This is a genomic window from Spirosoma daeguense, assembly GCF_054776875.1.
Genome location: NZ_BAAHBF010000001.1, coordinates 208,261 through 226,273, shown reverse-complemented (window position 1 = coordinate 226,273; position 18,013 = coordinate 208,261). Strand labels below are relative to the sequence as shown.

General features: G+C 46.1%; 17 protein-coding genes. 9 read left to right on the top strand and 8 right to left on the bottom strand.

All coding sequences use genetic code 11. From position 1 onward, the window contains the following. Positions 1 to 178: 178 nt before the first annotated feature. A complete protein-coding gene (locus ACYVD4_RS00750; RefSeq protein ID WP_460941701.1) occupies positions 179 to 1,177 on the bottom strand; it encodes a hypothetical protein in 999 nt (332 codons plus the stop codon). A gap of 441 nt (positions 1,178 to 1,618) precedes the next feature. Between ACYVD4_RS00750 and ACYVD4_RS00745 the strand changes: the two genes are divergently transcribed. Next, on the top strand, positions 1,619 to 2,347 hold the full coding sequence (locus ACYVD4_RS00745; RefSeq protein ID WP_460941700.1) for an SH3 domain-containing protein: 729 nt from the start codon (positions 1,619 to 1,621) through the stop codon (positions 2,345 to 2,347). Between the two features lies 1 nt (position 2,348). On the opposite strand, the gene ACYVD4_RS00740 is transcribed toward ACYVD4_RS00745, so the two are convergent. Then, on the bottom strand, positions 2,349 to 4,718 hold the full coding sequence (locus ACYVD4_RS00740; RefSeq protein WP_460941699.1) for a glycoside hydrolase family 20 protein: 2,370 nt from the start codon (positions 4,716 to 4,718) through the stop codon (positions 2,349 to 2,351). 116 nt (positions 4,719 to 4,834) lie between these two features. Between ACYVD4_RS00740 and ACYVD4_RS00735 the strand changes: the two genes are divergently transcribed. After that, positions 4,835 to 5,464 carry a DUF6134 family protein gene (locus tag ACYVD4_RS00735; RefSeq protein WP_460941698.1) on the top strand — a complete coding sequence of 210 codons (630 nt, stop codon included), beginning with the start codon at positions 4,835 to 4,837 and terminating at the stop codon, positions 5,462 to 5,464. A gap of 96 nt (positions 5,465 to 5,560) precedes the next feature. Beyond that, complete coding sequence (locus ACYVD4_RS00730; protein WP_460941697.1) at positions 5,561 to 6,877, top strand: lytic transglycosylase domain-containing protein; 1,317 nt, start codon at positions 5,561 to 5,563, stop codon at positions 6,875 to 6,877. A 77-nt stretch (positions 6,878 to 6,954) separates the two neighbouring features. On the opposite strand, the gene ACYVD4_RS00725 is transcribed toward ACYVD4_RS00730, so the two are convergent. Next, the gene (locus ACYVD4_RS00725) at positions 6,955 to 7,884 is read right to left on the bottom strand and encodes a homoserine kinase (protein WP_460941696.1); all 930 of its coding nucleotides are present in this window, start codon (positions 7,882 to 7,884) and stop codon (positions 6,955 to 6,957) included. Between the two features lie 389 nt (positions 7,885 to 8,273). Between ACYVD4_RS00725 and ACYVD4_RS00720 the strand changes: the two genes are divergently transcribed. Further along, positions 8,274 to 8,660 (top strand): hypothetical protein, encoded by a 387-nt coding sequence (locus ACYVD4_RS00720; protein ID WP_460941695.1) that lies wholly within the window; start codon positions 8,274 to 8,276, stop codon positions 8,658 to 8,660. Between the two features lie 68 nt (positions 8,661 to 8,728). On the opposite strand, the gene ACYVD4_RS00715 is transcribed toward ACYVD4_RS00720, so the two are convergent. Both ACYVD4_RS00715 and ACYVD4_RS00710 read right to left on the bottom strand, forming a co-directional pair. Beyond that, a complete protein-coding gene (locus ACYVD4_RS00715) occupies positions 8,729 to 9,208 on the bottom strand; it encodes a hypothetical protein (protein WP_460941694.1) in 480 nt (159 codons plus the stop codon). A 132-nt stretch (positions 9,209 to 9,340) separates the two neighbouring features. Beyond that, positions 9,341 to 9,907: a hypothetical protein gene (locus ACYVD4_RS00710; RefSeq protein ID WP_460941693.1), complete on the bottom strand. Its 567-nt coding sequence runs from the start codon at positions 9,905 to 9,907 to the stop codon at positions 9,341 to 9,343. 129 nt (positions 9,908 to 10,036) lie between these two features. On the opposite strand from ACYVD4_RS00710, the gene ACYVD4_RS00705 reads away from it, so the two are divergent. From ACYVD4_RS00705 to ACYVD4_RS00685, 5 genes are all read left to right on the top strand, one after another. Continuing rightward, a complete protein-coding gene (locus tag ACYVD4_RS00705; protein ID WP_460941692.1) occupies positions 10,037 to 10,882 on the top strand; it encodes an SDR family NAD(P)-dependent oxidoreductase in 846 nt (281 codons plus the stop codon). A 183-nt stretch (positions 10,883 to 11,065) separates the two neighbouring features. Next, complete coding sequence (locus ACYVD4_RS00700; protein WP_460941691.1) at positions 11,066 to 13,138, top strand: glycosyl hydrolase family 95 catalytic domain-containing protein; 2,073 nt, start codon at positions 11,066 to 11,068, stop codon at positions 13,136 to 13,138. Positions 13,139 to 13,152: 14 nt separating this feature from the next. Next, positions 13,153 to 14,004, top strand: coding sequence for an MBL fold metallo-hydrolase (locus ACYVD4_RS00695; protein ID WP_460941690.1), 852 nt, complete (start codon positions 13,153 to 13,155; stop codon positions 14,002 to 14,004). Between the two features lie 60 nt (positions 14,005 to 14,064). Next, positions 14,065 to 15,303 carry an FG-GAP repeat domain-containing protein gene (locus ACYVD4_RS00690; RefSeq protein ID WP_460941689.1) on the top strand — a complete coding sequence of 413 codons (1,239 nt, stop codon included), beginning with the start codon at positions 14,065 to 14,067 and terminating at the stop codon, positions 15,301 to 15,303. A gap of 158 nt (positions 15,304 to 15,461) precedes the next feature. Next, positions 15,462 to 16,013 carry a GrpB family protein gene (locus tag ACYVD4_RS00685; RefSeq protein ID WP_460941688.1) on the top strand — a complete coding sequence of 184 codons (552 nt, stop codon included), beginning with the start codon at positions 15,462 to 15,464 and terminating at the stop codon, positions 16,011 to 16,013. Here the strand turns inward: ACYVD4_RS00685 and ACYVD4_RS00680 are convergent. The 3 genes from ACYVD4_RS00680 to ACYVD4_RS00670 form a co-directional block, all read right to left on the bottom strand. After that, on the bottom strand, positions 15,987 to 16,586 hold the full coding sequence (locus ACYVD4_RS00680) for a hypothetical protein (RefSeq protein WP_460941687.1): 600 nt from the start codon (positions 16,584 to 16,586) through the stop codon (positions 15,987 to 15,989). The two genes, ACYVD4_RS00685 and ACYVD4_RS00680, sit on opposite strands and share 27 nt — an antisense overlap. Before the next feature lie 70 nt (positions 16,587 to 16,656). Beyond that, positions 16,657 to 17,415 carry a leucine-rich repeat domain-containing protein gene (locus ACYVD4_RS00675; protein ID WP_460941686.1) on the bottom strand — a complete coding sequence of 253 codons (759 nt, stop codon included), beginning with the start codon at positions 17,413 to 17,415 and terminating at the stop codon, positions 16,657 to 16,659. Positions 17,416 to 17,424: 9 nt separating this feature from the next. Beyond that, positions 17,425 to 17,904 (bottom strand): hypothetical protein, encoded by a 480-nt coding sequence (locus ACYVD4_RS00670; RefSeq protein ID WP_460941685.1) that lies wholly within the window; start codon positions 17,902 to 17,904, stop codon positions 17,425 to 17,427. Between the last annotated feature and the right edge of the window lie 109 nt (positions 17,905 to 18,013).

Here is an 18,013-nt window from a genome sequence, read left to right as displayed (position 1 = left end):
GATTTCTATCGTTCTGTTTCAGAAATGAAGATAGATTCAGGACGTACCGGAGTTGTAAACTTTTGAGTAATCGGCTGATAATTACGTACTTTATCGATCAAGCGGGTTTTAAAACACAGCGGGTGATACGTCCAGATACGTATCACCCGCTGTGTTTAGAGTTGTTTCTGAAGAAGACTTATTTTTTCTCAAGTAGTTGTTTAATCAGCGTTTTAAGCTCATTGATCTCTTTCTGCTGCCGATCTGCTTTTTTATCCTGCTCGATACTATAGAGCGTCAACTCTTCCACCTTCTCGAGCAACGTAGCGTTCATCTTTACCAAATCAACGCCCTCTTTTACTACGTCCTCTGCCGAAGGGACACCCGGCAAATGGCCATGTTGCTGAATATACGTAGCCACCGAAGAAAGCGGACGTAGCGAATACATCGCCGAAAAGACTTTATCGCTCCACTGGTTCACATTTTCGATACGTAGTCGATGCTTGGCCAGTACGGTTTCGCCCTGCTCGTCGACGGTCAGGAATTGGTCGGTGGTGCCGTTACGTAGCGGATTCGATAAGTGGCTGAATTTAATTGTGCCGTTATTACGCAGATTGATAATACCCCGCACATCGAGAGGAAATTGAGGTGAGTCGGTGCCAATTCCAACGGCGATACTAGTATTGTAAGGGTCACCAAGTACAATAGCGTTGTCCAAGGCAACTCTAGCATTGGCTCCAATAGCAACGGCATTTTTTATGTTGTTAATAGGAACATTGGTTCCAGTCCCAAGCATTACATTATTATTGCCTGTTGTGAGATTGCCGCCGGATTCGTAACCCAGTATAATGTTATTATTCCCGCTTACTATACCCTGGCCAGATATTTCCCCGATGGAGATATTATTTTTGCCAAGCGTGTTGTTGAATCCCGCAGATGATCCTAAGAAGATATTTCCATTGCCTACATCATTTCTATACCCGGCAGATCTCCCAATAAACGTATTGCCGTTACCTGATGTGCTGTTATATCCAGCAAATTGTCCCAGAAATACGTTATTCGTACCACCAGTATTATTATGGCCTGTCCACGATCCTAGAAATATATTATCGTTTCCTGTTGTGTTCTTAAAGCCTGTGTAGGTACCTAAGAAAACATTGCTATGCCCACTATTATTTTGGCCTGCAGTAGTACCCATAAATATATTGTGATTGCCCGTTGTTTGGTTCGACCCAGCGCCAGCTCCTAACATTATATTGTTATAACCGTAAGTTAAACTTCTGCCAGCCGTATCACCTATAATCACGTTTCCAATACCAGTCATTGAGGTATTGCCAGCACTGGGGCCAATCAATGTATTTCTTAAACCGGGTTCTGATGCATTAGGGTATCTTAAAACAACATTGCTCTGCCCCAAAACCAAAACAGGAACTAAAAACAAAAGCGTAAACAGGTGCTTCATAGAAGTATAAAAACAGTTAAGTACAAGAATCAAAAGTATAGAAAAATAACAGGATTTATTAAGCTGTTTTTAATCTCTTTTGCTGCCGTCTGCTAAGTGATTTATCTAGATTACTGAGCAAAATTCATAGTTTAGCAACGTATCGTTTTCACTGCTTATATGCTAAAAATTCTGTCGATGATTTCTGCTCTTGCAATAGGCTGGATGATACCGGAACGTAGTGCGATTTCCGACGTAGTGATACGTAGTGAAAAGCCATTACAAACGAATGATGTTATTTACATTCACGCTTCCAATGGGCTTATGCTTCGTAAAACGGCGGCTAAAGATGGTGCCAAAGTAGTACTGGTTCCTTATGATGGCTCACCGTTAACGGTCTTGGCTCCGCCCGAAAAAGGTATTCGCTACGTTGCTGAAACAATAGGCGCTTTTCAGGTTTCCGGCGGATGGGTAAAGGTAAAAACAAGCCGGGGGCAGGAAGGATTTTTGTTTGACGGCTATTTGTCACGTTATAAGCCACTAGACGTAGCAAAATCGGATGGTAGCGTGTCGATGATTGATGCGTTTTACCGCACCATTTCGCCCATTAAAGGGAAGCGTACTACGTTGCCCAAACTGGAAGGAACCATCGAACGCTATCAATATACTTATGCCGATGGCGCACGTTTTGAGGAGCAGCAGTACGAAGGGGGCGACACGCAATTTCTGGAATTGCCTAAAGATAAATTCTCGACGCAGGAAGCGTTGGTCTTGTTTCGGGCCTTGTGGTTCCAGAAAGAAAAGACGACTGCTACGTATGAAGCCGCCAGACAACGCCTGACCATCGACTCGGAAGGCGGTTATTCACAACTGATCATTCAACCAAAAGGAAATCGGTGGGTGCTTCAGTTCTCGGTTGCGGATTGATTTACCGAATTTCAATCTCGTCAATAGCCAGTTGTGCGGTTCTGCCCGGATTGCGCAGGCCCGCTGGTACGCGTCCAACGTTACGGGCAATGATACGTACGTAGCGTGCCGTGGTTCGCTCAAAATCGAACGGTAATCGGGCAATGCCTCGCTTACCGTTTTCAGCCGCATTTGTTTTAGTAGAAAGCACCGGACGATACGTTTGCCCATCGTCTGATACCGAAATCTCGACCTGTTTGGGCAAACAGATATTTCGAGCGGTGTATTTCAAAAAACCAATCCGAACATTCTCAACAGATTGCACTTGCCCTAAATCGACAACAGCGTTGAAATCATTGGCAAACGATACAATACCCGCTACTTCATAGCCACCGATGCCGCAGATTGTACCGTCGGTAAGGCTATAATTTCGGTCGGGACGGCCTGATGTTGGCGCATTCAGGAGCGTATACGATTTGCCCGTTGCTTTCGATACGATGTATTCTTTCTGCACTTTGGTCAACTGGCTCAGCGGCTGCCCGCCTTGCCCTTGAAATGAAGCTAAACGAATTGTTGTCGTTTTGTCGAGCAGGAGCGGTTTCTCATACTGGGATGATTCGCCCGATGGGATGCTTCCGTCGAGTGTATATCGAACAACAGAAATAGATTTTGGAGCCGTTATCGTAATCTCAACTTGCCCATCGGCGGTGGGTTTTCCGGTCAGGGCAGCGTCGTAAATAGTTCGCGAATAATTGACGTTCAACTGTTTCAGTCGTTCAAAATGAGTAGTAATTCGGCGAGTAAAATCGTCATAATTCTTTTTGGGTAATGGTGTCCAGACTACTTCGGCTAAAGCGGCTGCACGGGGCCAGAGCATATATTCTAACTGGGTATGATTATTAATGTACTCAGTCCAGATATTGGCCTGGGCACCCAGAATATACGTAGCCTCGACAGACGTTAATTCAGCCGGAGTTGGGTTGTAGGAATAGACTTTTTCGAGTGGAAGATAACTACCGAAACCCGTTGGCTCCTGAGCTGGATCTCCCTGAAGATGATCGAGGTAAACGAACTGACCGGGTGTCATAATAACGTCGTGATGCTGCTGAGCCGCCATAATTCCGCCGTTTACACTTCGCCAGCTCATGACCGTAGCGTTCGGCGAAAGGCCGCCTTGCAGAATTTCGTCCCAGCCAATGATACGTCGCCCTTTCGACGTAACGAACTTGTCGATACGTTTTATGAAATAACTCTGTAAACCGTTTTCGTTACGTAGTCGCAGGCGTTTGATGAGTTGTTGGCAAAACGCACTTTTTCGCCAGATGGTTTTAGGGCATTCGTCGCCCCCAATGTGAATGTATTTGCTTGGGAATAAATCAATTACTTCCGACAATACGTCTTCCAGAAAAGCAAAGGTTTTTTCGGTCGGGCAGAACACATCGTTGAAAACACCCCATTTGGTAGCAACCTGATAAGGGCCTGGGAAACAGCCTAATTCGGGATATGCGGCTAATGCTGCCATGGCATGTCCCGGTAATTCGATCTCGGGAACTACGTTGATATATTTCGTAGCTGCATAACGTAACACTTCCCGAATATCGTCCTGCGTGTAGAAGCCACCATACGGTTTTCCGTCGAATACCTGCGGGTCAAAATCGTCGTAATGCCCAATAATTGTTTCGCGTCGCTGCGCACCAACCTGCGTTAGTTTGGGGTACTTTTTAATTTCGATACGCCACCCCTGATCGTCGGTCAGGTGCCAGTGAAAATTATTGAGCTTATGCAGCGCCATCAGATCGAGGTATTTTTTGATGTACGCTACCGAAAAAAAGTGGCGACTGACATCAAGATGCAGCCCCCGATACCGATAGCGCGGGCTATCCTGAATATGGCAGGCGGGAATGGGCAGAGCAAGTAGCAATGAACGTAGTCCCGACGACGTAGTCTGCACGGCTGATTCGCGCTCAGTGTGGCTTAGAACGACGGGCGGCATCAACTGATAAAGTGTTTGAACGGCATAAAAGAAACCTTTCGACGTTCTTGCTTCAACCAGAACGTGTTTATTGGTAACATCAATTCGATAGCCTTCGTCGTGTAGAGTTGTGTCGGACGAAGGCGAAAATTCTATCAAATTATCGGTGGACGTTAATTTGTTTACGTTGCGAACTGCTACGTTCAGCCCAGTGCTTCGGTTAATACGTATTGCGAACGTATCGACAATGGCTTTCAGCTCCGTTTGGGCAAACGGCACCATAATTGATGTTGTCCGATTAATTAAAAATTCGCCAGTGCGGGGGTCAAGCTGGGCAGGCTGAGGAATAATCGCGTAACGGTCGACAGATTGACTGTATGTAGACGCTGAGAAAACAACAGAAACAAGTACTAAAAGCAAACAAGCACGCATACGTTACTAAAACTACATGACTGCGATTTAACGCGAAAAGGTATAAAATTCATATAGATGCCTTATTATTGCCAGCTTTGGTGTTTTTACTTTACTCGTTCGGAATGCATTTTGTTACGTTTTTTCTGTCTGTCTGGTTTGTGTTAGGAGTTGGAACATGCACAATGGCCCAATCGCCGACCGAAGTTGCTCCTTCAGAAACGCATCATTACGCTATTGAAGTTGCGGGTATTCGGGTTGGTACGTTAACGGCGTCACGTCAGCCGCAGTCCGGAAATCAGACGGTCTATACAATTGTCAGCGATGTGAAAATAAGTTTGCTGGTATACACTGTAAAAATTTATTACAAGGCAGTTAGCCGGTTCGAAGGGAAAAAATTGATCGCTGCTACGGTCGATGCACGCACTAATCGCGGTGATTACTCGACCAAAATTGATTGGAAAGGTGATCATTACGACATCGTAGCTAATCAATACAAGTACAATCGGCAGACAACGGAGACGCAGAATATTGATTTTTCAAGTTCGCTTTTGTACTTTTACGAACCCATTGGAAGAACGAAGGTATTTGCCGAGTATTTTGGTGATTATTTCGTCATGAATCGTACCAAGCCCGGCACCTATCACGCCGTGGTAAGCGACCGGGAAGATGACTACATCTATGAGAACGGTCGGCTGGTAAAAGTGATTAAGCATAATTCAGTTAAGAATTTCGTTTTGCGGCTGTTAGATTAGTGAACTCAGGTCAAATTAACAGGAGAAGCCGCTGAGTATCAAACGTTGTTCAGGGTGAACGACGGAGTAGCGTACCCACTGTAACTCATTGTTTTAATGACCAAACTGTACCTGACGGTCACAGCCGTACTTGGCTTGACTGTTTTCGCCAGCTCGTTGGCCGTTGCCCAAACAAGTCCTCTCCTTGCCCTCAATGCAACCTCTGCGGTTAAACCCCTGATCAAAAAACTAGCATCTGCTACATTCGAAGAAGTTCCTATTCATTTCTGCGGTGAAACCGTTCCGGTGCATGATCCGGCTATCACCGATCGTTGGACACGCACATTAACCCGCCAAGCTTCCTGGGCCAGTGATTTAAGTGTGCTAAAACGTCGGGCTTCTGTGGTTTTCCCGATTATCGAACCAATTCTCGAACAATACCGGATTCCTGCTGATTTTAAGTTTCTGCCTTTGCTCGAAAGTGCCGTAACAAATCGGGCCGTATCGCGCAAAGGAGCAGCCGGGTTCTGGCAGCTTATGCCCCAAACCGCTCAATCGCTGGGCCTTAGCGTATCGCGTCGGCGTGATGATCGGTTTAACTTATTGAAAGCTACGCATGCTGCCTGCCGATATATCAATGAATTATATGATCAGCTTGGCTCCTGGATGCTGGTAGCAACTGCCTATAATGCCGGACCAAATTATATCCAGAAACTAGCTCGCCAATATCCAGATCGGCACCCGATGGCGTTGCCCTATCGAGCCGCCGAAACCAAAGCATATCTGTTTCAAACCGTAGCCATTAAAGAATTGCTAACACGTCCGCAGGCGTATCGGGCGCAATTTGGCGAAGCACTGGCGAGCCTGAGTAATCAGGCGGTTGTGCAGTCGTGGGAGCGGGCCAACATACTAGCCTCCTTTGATATGGACGAAGAAACCTTCGCCAAAGTTGCAGCTAAGGATGAGGAGAGCGAAGATGAACCAACGTTTGTGGCCGATTCGACAACGAACGTAGTGTTGATTGTCGAAGATAAGGAACAGGATACAGCGCCGACCATCGTAGCGGCTACAGCCAACAAAGAAACTGTAAATGCTACGTCGCTAGCTCCCGTTTCAGACGTAGCCGTAAACCGATTGATAACGCGTAGTCTTAGTGAAGGGCCATTAACAGAAGGGAAACTCTGTGTGTTTCAGGTAGTTCAACCCGTCAGTCTGAATGGACGTAATTTTGCGGTCGGTGATCTGATTCAGGCTCATATTGAAATTATTGATACCAGTACAGGGCGGGTTTTCTTACGTACTGATCAAGGAACAGCGGCTCAAAATCGAGAAACATTCCCGCTACGTTTAGTCGCAACTGATAAGCCCAAACAGCCGGGCGTGCCTAAACCATCGCATCTGGAAGGCTGGCAACTAACCTGGGAAGCGTTATAAGAAAATGGATCATGTAGAATGAATAATGAAACATCTGACTGGCCATTATTCATTCTACATGATCCATTTTTCATTCCCTATAAAACTTTCGGGCCCTGACGGTTGATTTGTGATACGTAGGCTTCGCTCGTGATACCTACCGATAAAAACGCCTGTTGCATCGCTGCACCAACTTTTTCAGCCGTTGCTACGTCCCGACTTAGCGCAAACATAGAAGGCCCCGAACCCGAAATACTACAACCCAGTGCGCCATTATCTAGCGCGGCCTGTTTCGCTTCGTTAAATTCGGGAATAAGAATCGAACGTACTGGCTCAATAATCACATCGACCAGCGAACGGCTGATCAGATCATAGTCGGGCGTCATCAAACCCGCGATCAGGCCTGCTACGTTCCCCATTTGTATAATCGTATTTTTTAGGGACACTTCATTTTTTAGAATGAAGCGGGCATCTTTTGTATTGACCTCAATGTCTGGATGAACGAGCGTGCAAAAGAGCGTAGCGGGCGTTTCAATCTTGATTACATCCAGCGGACTGTAACTCCGAACCACCACAAATCCACCTAGCAGTGAAGGACCGACATTGTCGGCATGGGCCGAACCACAGGCAATTCGCTCCCCTTCCATCGCAAAAGGTAGTAGCTTTATGACTGGTAAAGGGCGCCCAAGTAGCTCATTAACAGCATAAACCCCAGCTACAGCACTGGCCGCACTTGATCCCAGACCACTGCCCAGCGGCATCTGTTTCTGAAGAACGATGTCGAGACCAACGTCGGTCCGGTTAATTTGCTGGAGGTATGTTTGAATCGCAATACCTGCCGTATTACGAGCTGCTTCTCGCGGTAACCGACCTTCGTCTCCGATAATATCGGTAATTCGAACACCTGGTTCGTCGCTAAGAGTAAGCGTAACCTGATCGCCAGGATTATCGACAGCAAAGCCAAAAATATCGAACCCACAGGCTACGTTGGCTACGGTAGCGGGGGCAAATACACGAATTGAATCCACGGTAAGAAGGGGCAACAGGCCGCAAAGGTAATGATTTGATTCGGGAAATATTATTCGGTATTACGAATACTAGCTCTGTTTATTACTAGAAATTGCGGACAATATCCAGTTTGTATTTTCTTACTTATTGTTACGTATATTGATCTTATAGTATATAGAAATAATTATAAAGTATATTTTCAAGCTTACGTATATAGTCGGAACTATCTATCATACGTATAAGGATTATTACTTAAATAAATAAATTTTAATTGTGTGTATTTCAGATGATTATGGTTTTGTTTGATCGGAATTAAATTGGGGTTAAAGCTGCAACGTTTTACATACCAGCGTCGTAATAATGGCGTAGACTAACTTATTCCTATCTATTTCCAGTAAAAATCATCAAAATGAAAAAACTGATCGTTGCTGGTTGCGTCGTAACTGCCTTACTAAGTGGATACGCCTGCACCAAAACTGCAGACCTTACGCCTGATGAAACCACCGCATCGGCACGTAGTGCAGCCCCTAATAGCGGAAGTGCCACTGGACCACACTCTGGTACAGCTACTAGACCTCATAGTGGAACCGGAACGCCCCCAAACAGCGGCACGGCCACACCGCCCCATAGTGGAACAGGCGGTCATGGCGGGCCACCACCGCGTCCACCACATAGTGGCACGGCTACAGGTCCGCATACAGGTACGGCTACCCCGCCCCACAGCGGTACGGCCACGCCCCCTCATAGCGGCACAGGAACTCCTCCGGGGCCAAAACCAAAGCCGAAACGTAATTAATTGTTTCTACTAACGTAACAGCCAGACATTTGAAAATGTCTGGCTGTTACGTTAGTAGAAATTGATTGTTACTCGCCAAAGAACTGATTCCAGATCGCTTTTGCTTTTTCTTTCGCTTCTTCAATTTGAAGAGCGGCTTCGGCTTTTAGCTCGTCTAGTTTTACCTGAGCGGCTTCGAGCTGAACAGTTGCATCGGCCTTCAACTCATCAAACTTATCTTCGGCAGCATCCGAAAGTTCATCGGCCTTAGCCGCTGCACTGGCAAATACGGTTTCAGCCTGCGTTTGTAAATTGGCCAGATTAGAAGCCGTCGATGCTTTAGCTGCCTCGAAATGTTCCGTAGCCTTTGTCTGAAGTCCGTCAATATCAATGTCTTTACCAAACTCTTTGGCTTGTGCAACTAATTTATCTTTCAGTTCATCGAGCTGTGTCGCTGCTGCGTCGAGATGCTGACTAGCTTCTGTTTTGAACGATTCAAGTTTCTCGGCCGCCGATGCTTTGGCCGCCTGTGCCTGTTCTGTGGCGTTGGTTTTTGCGTTGTTATCCATTGGCTTACTTGTGGGATTTCGGGTAAAGTTGAGAAAGTTGCGTCAATTGCTCGACAAAAAAGTAAGAGGGGTAAAATAAACCATAAGAAAGGCAAATATCCGATCTGATAACGTGGTAACAGAACAACCAATCTAACCGAGTCGCCGGATTATCAGGCCATTTACCAAGTCGAACAAGACAACTGGTTTTAAGGTGCGCCAGTTAGCAATATCGAGGGTACCACCAAAGTTGATGTAATAATCGAGGTGATATTTTTTCCATTCGCGTTCAATAAAGTCTGGCGAATGAATGGCCGCAATCCAGCCATCTTCTACGTCCTCGAACCACTCTTCGTAATAACTATCGTCGGAACCGTGGAAGTTTAAAATATTCTCGGCGATCAATATAAAATACTTGATTCCCTGATCAACGAGTGGGTCAATAACCTGCCGTTTGAGGAACATAATATCATTATGCAACGTATCGTTCCATTCGCCAAAGAGTTCGATGACCACAAATTGTCGGTCGTAGTTGGCAAACAGAATCTTACAATACAAGGTTTCTGATCCGATTTCATCCCAAAGCGGGTGGATGTAATAGCCATAAATCGTGTTTTCGTACTGCTGCATATTATACTCCCGCTCGTAAAAAGGCGACTGCTCATCTTCAGAGGAGGAATAATATTTTTCCCAGCCATAAAAAGGTTCAATGTCCTGCATAATCAAAGAGTGTATGAGCGAATGAGTGAAAGAGCGAAGGGCTGACGCAAGCTTTTTCACTCTTTCACTCGTTAGCTATAACGTTAACGTAGCGGTGATTGTTGAAGCCGATAATAGTATGTTTACACCATGAAACCGACCAGCAAATATATTCTAATTACGGGCGTCTCAACGGGCATTGGCTATGGTGCGGCAAAGCAGTTTGTTGGGCGTGGATATACTGTTTTGGGGAGTGTGCGAAATCAGGCGGATGCCGACCGGTTACAGACCGATTTTGGGCCGTTGTTTGTACCCCTATTGTTCGACGTAACCGATGCTACGTCGGTTACATTAGCGGCTCAGGAGCTAACTCAAAAATTGGCCGGAAGCGGACTGGGCGGTTTGATTAACAATGCCGGTATTGCCATTGGTGGTCCATTACAACACCAGCCGATTGATACGTTCCGAAAGCATTTCGAGGTAAACGTATTGGGTTTGGCAACAGTGACGCAGGCTTTTTTACCGCTGCTTGGTGCCCGCGAGAATCACCCGGTTCAGCCGGGGCGGATTCTTAACATTAGCTCAGTGAACGGGCAGGTTGCTATTCCATTTATGGGAGCTTACGTCGGGTCGAAATTTGCTCTCGAAGGTTTGTCGCATAGCTGGCGAAGGGAGTTGGCCCGGTTCGGTATCAACGTAATTATTGTGGGGCCGGGTGCCGTTAAAACACCGATTTGGGAAAAAGGCACGGATATGTCACCTTACCAACATACGGCCTATTTTGGAGCTATGCAGGGTTTCCTGAAACAGGTGAAAAAAGCCGAAGAGCGAGGCTTTTCGATTGATTATCTGGGCGAACGTATCGTCGAGATTTACGAAACCAGAAACCCCAGTATACGCTACGCGTTAGTACCTAACAAACTGGTGAGCTGGGTATTACCTCGCCTACTTCCCGACCGGGTTCTCGACTGGATTCTAGCACGTATTGCTAAGTAAATCAGGCCAAAATGCTGATTAATTGTGAGGAGAAGCGTCTGCTTTTCTACACTTCGATGCCGGGCGGATTATTGAGAAAAGTAAGCCCTTGGATATACACTCTTTATATATAAGTCGCTGAAATTGAATTTTGGTGTATTTTCACGCGCCTTAATAGTGGCTGTTACCCATTTAAACGTACCTATGATGAAGAATTTCCTAACCCGAATGCACCTGAGTGTGCAGCTTTTGTTTTCTGCCTGTTTCGTGAGTCAGGCCCAGTCAGTTGACCCCTGGAAAATTACGGCCAATAAAATCGATCCAGCTAATTATTATGGTATTACGGTAGGAAATGGCATGATTGGCGTAGTGTCGGCGCCGGAACCGTTTCGGGTCAAGAACGTAGTGCTGGCGGGTGCTTTCGATTTATACGGTCGTGGTCGGGTGAGCAATTTTCTTAATAGCTTCAACCTCCTGAATATGAATCTGGAGATTGACGGTAAGCGAATCGAACGTAGTGCAATTAGTGGTTTTCGTCAGGAATTGAATATGCGCGAAGCCGCGTTTACCACTACGTTCGATTATCAGAATTCGGCTTCTGTTACGTATACGTACTACGCCCTGCGACAGATGCCGTATTCGGTGTTGTGCGAGGTGACCATAACCGCCAAAAAGCCACTAACCATTACCCCGTCGAGTGTAATGGAAGCACCTGACGCACTGAAAGATGTGCAGAATTACTACAACGAAATAGACCGACCTCATACCCGCCTTAGTTTGTTGACATCTACAGCAAAAAGCCCAACAGGTAAGCTTCAATTGTGTGCCTCAACAACCTTTATTTTCGACGAAGATCATACGCAGCAACCCCCGGTACTTCATGAGATGTGGGACAACAACATGCACCTTATGAAATTTTCGAAGAAGCTCAATACGGGCGAACAGTATCGCTTTGCCATTGCGGGTACATCCATTACGTCGGCTCATAACGACGACCCGTTGAATGCTGCCGAACGATTGACTATTGCTGCTAAATTACAGGGACGCGAGCGACTCAAAACGTTTCATAAGCAGGCTTGGAATGATCTCTGGAAAAGCGATATCCAGATTGATGGCGATCCGCAGGCACAACAGGATGCGCACAGCATGTTGTATCATCTGTATTCGTTCTCGCGCGAAGGTGTAGCGATGTCGCCCTCGCCGATGGGCCTTTCTGGTTTGGGTTATAACGGTCACGTTTTCTGGGATACAGACGTGTGGATGTATCCGGCCATGTTGGTGCTTCATCCTGAAATCGCGAAGTCGATGATTGAATACCGTTACGAACGACTGCAAGCTGCCCGACGTAACGCGTTTGCGAATGGGTATAAAGGGGCCATGTATCCGTGGGAAAGTGCAGATTCAGGTGTCGAAGAAACGCCGGTCTGGGCATTGAGTGGCCCTTTTGAGCATCATATTTCGGCTTGTGTAGCACTGGCAGCATGGCAATACTATTGCGTTACACAGGATAAAACCTGGCTTCGGGAAAAAGGCTATCCGATCTTATCGGCCACTGCCGATTTCTGGGCCAGCCGGGTAGAACGTAACGGTCCGGGTCGTTATGATATCAAGAACGTAGTGGCTTCCGACGAATGGGCCGAAAACGTTGACAACGACGCTTTTACCAATGCCGCTGCTCAGGTTAATCTGACCAACGCAACAAAAGCGGCTGCAATTCTAGGCCTGACGGCAAATCCCGACTGGATGCAGGTAGCAAAAAACATTCCGGTTACCAAAATGGACAACGGCGTAACCCGCGAACACGATCAGTACAAAGGCGAAGGCATCAAACAGAGCGATGTTAATTTGCTGGCTTATCCGTTAAAAACCATTACCGATCCGGCTCAAATCGCTAAAGATCTGGCCTATTACGAAACTCGGGTCCCCAATGAGGGAACGCCCGCAATGACGCAGGCCATCTTTGCGCTCCTCTACTCGCGGCTTGGTAATGCCGAAAAAGCCTATCACTTCTTTGGTGATTCATATCAACCGAACCTGAATCCGCCATTCCGGGTAATTGCCGAAACCAAGGGTGGTACGAATCCCTATTTCGCTACCGGAGCTGGTGGCGTTCTGCAAAGTTTGCTGATGGGTTTCGGTGGTATCGATATTACCGATACGGGCCTGACAACGGTTAAATCGACTCTGCCAGCAAATTGGAAAAAATTGACGATCACCGGCGTTGGCCCTGACAGAAAAGAAATCGTCGTTGAAAATAAAGGAGCCAAAGCTAAATAAACCACCCCGATTGTATGCTAAAACCTGCTTTTCAAAAAGATGATGCCTTATTGGCTGACATAGAATCGGCTCGTGGCCAGGCTGATACGTTACATATCTGGTGGCTCGGTCAGAGTGGGTTTTTGCTGCAATACAATGGCAAATACCTCTTGTTTGATCCGTATCTATCTGATTCTCTGTCGGAAAAATACATGTATACCGACAAGCCGCACGTACGGATTTCGGAGCAGGTTATTTTCTCTGGCCATTTAGGAATGGTCGATGTGGTTACGTCGAGTCATAACCACACCGACCATCTTGATTATGATACGTTGATGCCGTTGTTTGCTGCCAATTGGAATATAAAGTTTGTTATCCCCGAAGCGAATCGCGCTTTTGTGAACGGACGTATCGGCAATAATTTTGGTCATCATCTGCCGATTGGGCTGAACGATGGGCAAACTATAACGGTCGATGGATTTGTGTTTCACGGCGTACCGGCTGCTCATAACCATGTAGAGCGCGATGCCGAAGGCCGTTGCAAATTCATGGGATACGTAGTGGAAATTGGTCAATATCGCGTCTATCATTCGGGTGATACGTTGTGGTACGATGGCATGGTCGATGTGCTACGTCCGTTCAATGTCGACGTAGCGTTTTTACCCATCAATGGCAACAAACCCGAACGGCGCGTAGCGGGGAATCTCAATGCTGACGAAGCCGCAAGACTAGGCCGTGAAATAGGGGCAAAACTCGTTATTCCGCATCATTACGATCTGTTTGAATTCAATACCGCCGACCCTGCCGATTTTGTGCAAGCCTGTGAAGAGTATGATACGCCATATCGGGTAATGAAGCTGGGCGAACGGATAAGCTATAGCCGGTAGAACTATTACAAGGGCCGCTTTACCTGACACTACGTCTTCTGCTAATTGTAATCAAACGCTATGAAAAAAACGATTTTTCTGTACCTCATTGCCGCTACGTCGGCACTGGCTCAATCCGATCTGAAGAATGAGAAGAAGCTGAATTTTTCTGTTCAGGTAGTTGATAATCAAATAAATATTGGTTATGGTTTGGCCATTGGCGACGTAGATGGCGACAAGAAACCGGATATTCTGCTGGCCGATCAGAAAGAGTTTGTGTGGTACAAAAATCCGGGCGATAAAACGTCGCTCTGGAAACGTTACGTTATGGCAGCCAACCTAACACCACAGGATAACGTTTGCATTGCCGCTCGTGATTTGGATGGCGATGGAAAAGTAGAAGTGGCTGTTGGTGCTGGCTGGAGTCCCGCCGAAACAAACGACAGTACAAAGTCTGGGGCGGTATTTTATCTCATTCGTCCACAAGATCCCACGCAGCGTTGGGAACCTGTACGTTTACACCACGAGGTGACTACGCACCGGATGCGTTGGGCCCGTGTAGGCAAGTCGGACTATCAGCTTATTGTGGCTCCACTGCATGGATTAGGCAATAAAAATGGTGAGGGCAAAGGTGTTCGAGTATGGGGCTATGCCTTCCCGAAAAACACACGTAGTACGTGGAAGCGGTATCTGGTTGATTCGACTATGCATCTAACGCACAATTTCGAGATCTGGGAAGATGGCGAAAATGGCTCGGCAACGGGGCTGGTGCTGGCCGGAAAAGAAGGTGGTCAGCTTTTCGAATGGCAAAAGACGAAGTGGCAGGCTATTGACGAAGAATCGGTCAGAAATGCCTTGCCGATGCTCAATAAAAACGTAGATGGTATTGGTGAAATCCGACGGATGGACAATGGTAAAAGTGTTGCCACCATTCAACCGATGCACGGTAATTTACTCCAGTTCGAAACTGGAGATTACTCGTTCAAAAAACCAGGAAAACCGGTCTCTGAAAAAGAAATAACGCTCCTGACGGATGATTTGAGTCAGGGGCATGCACTGGTTTGTGGCGATTTTCTGGGTCTTGGCACTGATCAGATTGTGGCAGGCTGGCGGAATCCGAATGCCGATAAGAAGGTGGGCATACGCTTATTCAAACCATCGGAAAACGATAACATGACTGGCTATGTCCTTGACGACAGTGTGCGAATGGCGTGCGAAGATATTCAGGCCGCTGATCTTGATGGCGATGGCGATCTGGATTTGATTGCATCGGGCCGCGCTACGTTAAACGTACTGATCTACTGGAACGGCCGGAAATGAGTAATGTAAAATGAAAAGTGGATAATAGCTTGATGTACGTCACAGACTAGGTTACTACGTATCAAGTTACAGGCACGGCGAATATGCTCCAGTAAACAGGCTTTTGGTTTGTATTTCTAAATTTCAGGCGGTAAACTGATTAAGCAAGAAATAAAATCATGTTGATTCAAGAATATCAGGAAAGTTGGATTGAGGATTTCGCCAAAGTAAAAAAAGTAATTATTGAAGCTATGGCGAATCTGAAAATCTCTGTTGAACACATAGGAAGCACTTCAGTTCCTGGATTAGCAGCGAAGCCAATAATTGATATTGATGTAGTTTATGATGGTCCGCTAATATTTGATGAAATAAAAACGAGATTAACCAAAATAGGCTATTATCACAATGGAAATCAGGGCGTTTATAATAGGGAAGTATTCAAGAGACATAAAATATCTGATAAACATGAGATAGTAGACTCAATTGCTCATCATCTGTACGTTTGTCCGGTGGATAGCGAAGAACTGCGAAGGCATATTTTATTCAGAAATTATTTAACTCTAAATGAGGAAGCAAGAAATCAATACCAAATTTTAAAATATAAAATTGCGGAAGAAGTAAATCAGGACCGAAAAAAGTATGCAGAAGTAAAGGAAATAAAAGCAAAAGCATTTGTAAATTCTATCATAGCAAAAGCCAGTAATTTACCGTATCAGATTTTCGGCACCTAAGTCGCTCCCTCCGCCCAAGGCCCAGCGACCGGTTGCTTTGTTACCTTTTACGACGTACTCAACAACACCAAACGCCTGACCGAATCCGTAGCCAATCACCAGATAATCGCCACTGTAAAAACCGACACCGTTATAAGTCTGATTGCCCACGTTCCATTGAACCTGAACAGTGCGCCCGGTACGTTGTGTCATGAGCTTGCCCCGATACGTTTGTCCGCCCGGATTTGTGCCTGCTACGTAGTATTGTCCATCCTGCCCCGTCAGTGTTTCGGCACCAACTTCACCATTCAACTGGGGTGAAGTCCAGACTCCATCCAGTTGATTGTTGTTCGGATTTACTTTGTAAACGGCCACGCCATATGCAATGTTGATACCGTACCCGACAAATAACTTTCCATCGAGCAAAAGACCTATACCGCTGTAATTACCGACGCTGGTTTTCCAATCGAGTTGATACGTATTGCCATTTTTGGTGATAGTTACCATGCCATTATATGATTCACCATTGGGAAGTTGCGCTGTCTCGATTTTCCAGGCACCGCTTTGGGCAAAGAGTGTTTCGGTTGCTAGCATGACAATAAAGAATATGATCAACGATGTTTTCATTGATGCTTTTCTTGATACGTAGTTGATTGATAGTATTCTATTTATTGACTGGATTGCCCGAGAAATCTTTCACAACGATGTTCGGAAAAGCGTCCAGTCCATCCAGAGAAGTAATCTGATTGTTGGCCAGCAACAGCCAGCGAACATTTGGGCAACCCGATAGCGATCGTAAATCGGTTAGTTGATTATTCGAAAGGTCCAGACGGTCTATTTTTGCGCCACGAAGCTTGGATACGTTATGTAACCCGCAGTGTTTCAGGTATAAATCTCCCAGATTGGGTAGTTGCGAAAGTGCCGAAACATCGTTGAGCGGGTGGTCCGACAGACTCAAACCCGTTACGTGCCCTCTCTGAACGCAGATGAGAAACCCACGATCTGGCTTGTCAAGATTCCAGTGTTCGGTAAACGTAGCGTCGTTGAGTGTAAGGCCAGCGTTTTCGGCAAATTGAGTAAGTGTTGTTTTTTCTGCAGGTATTAGTGCCGAAAAATCGTAGTCATATTGGCCGGGGCTGGCTTTGCCTCTATCTAATTCCATGCTGATTACGGCGGCATATAATCCAACGCCCATCAGGCAAAAAATAAGACTGATGATTGATAGAAACTTGTGCTGGCTGAATTCCTGAAACGTCCACCAGATGGCTAACAGATACAACAAACCAATGCCAACTACAATCGGAAAACTCGTCCAATCAGGTAATTTTTTGAGTGGAGAATTAGGATCTGTCAGGCCAGCCGTCAGCGAATAGCCAACCAGCAACGTTAACCCAAACGACAACAGAATACCGCGAAACGCCATGACTACTCGTTAGTTCGACCAGTTTGGGAACTGTGCTTTCAATTCGTCGTCGAGCTTGTCTGCCCAGATCTCGAGGTCCGAAATAAACATGCTCAATTCGTAGTAATCCATGCCTTTTATATCGCGATCATCCGTAGCATAAACCTTTTGCGTATTGGGCATTATAGACAATTTTACACCTAACTTTTGGTCGTTAAGTTCGAGCAGATGCCGGTAAAAACCTAACAGATTATTGGCCGGAATATCCATCAATGGCGAGAAAATTCGCAAAAAATCCCGGCGGCTCCCATCCTGGAAATTAAGCGTTTCGATCAGTACTTCGATACCTGCCGATCCTCGTTTCCAGAGCCAGTTTTTACGTTCGGGATTATACACCTTGTCGCGCGAAAGCCCGGCCGATTCGGCGTAGCAGTGAATCATTTCGGTAACGCGCCGATATTGTTCGTCGAGGTCAGCATGAACTGGTTTGGGAAGTTGTGGGGTTTCCATAAATGGTTCTGATTTAGCGTATTAAGTTGTGTTAACGTAGCAGGATTATGTACGATCTCCTGAACAACTCAAAACTACTACGTTCGAAACCCCATCATGAGCGCAAGTA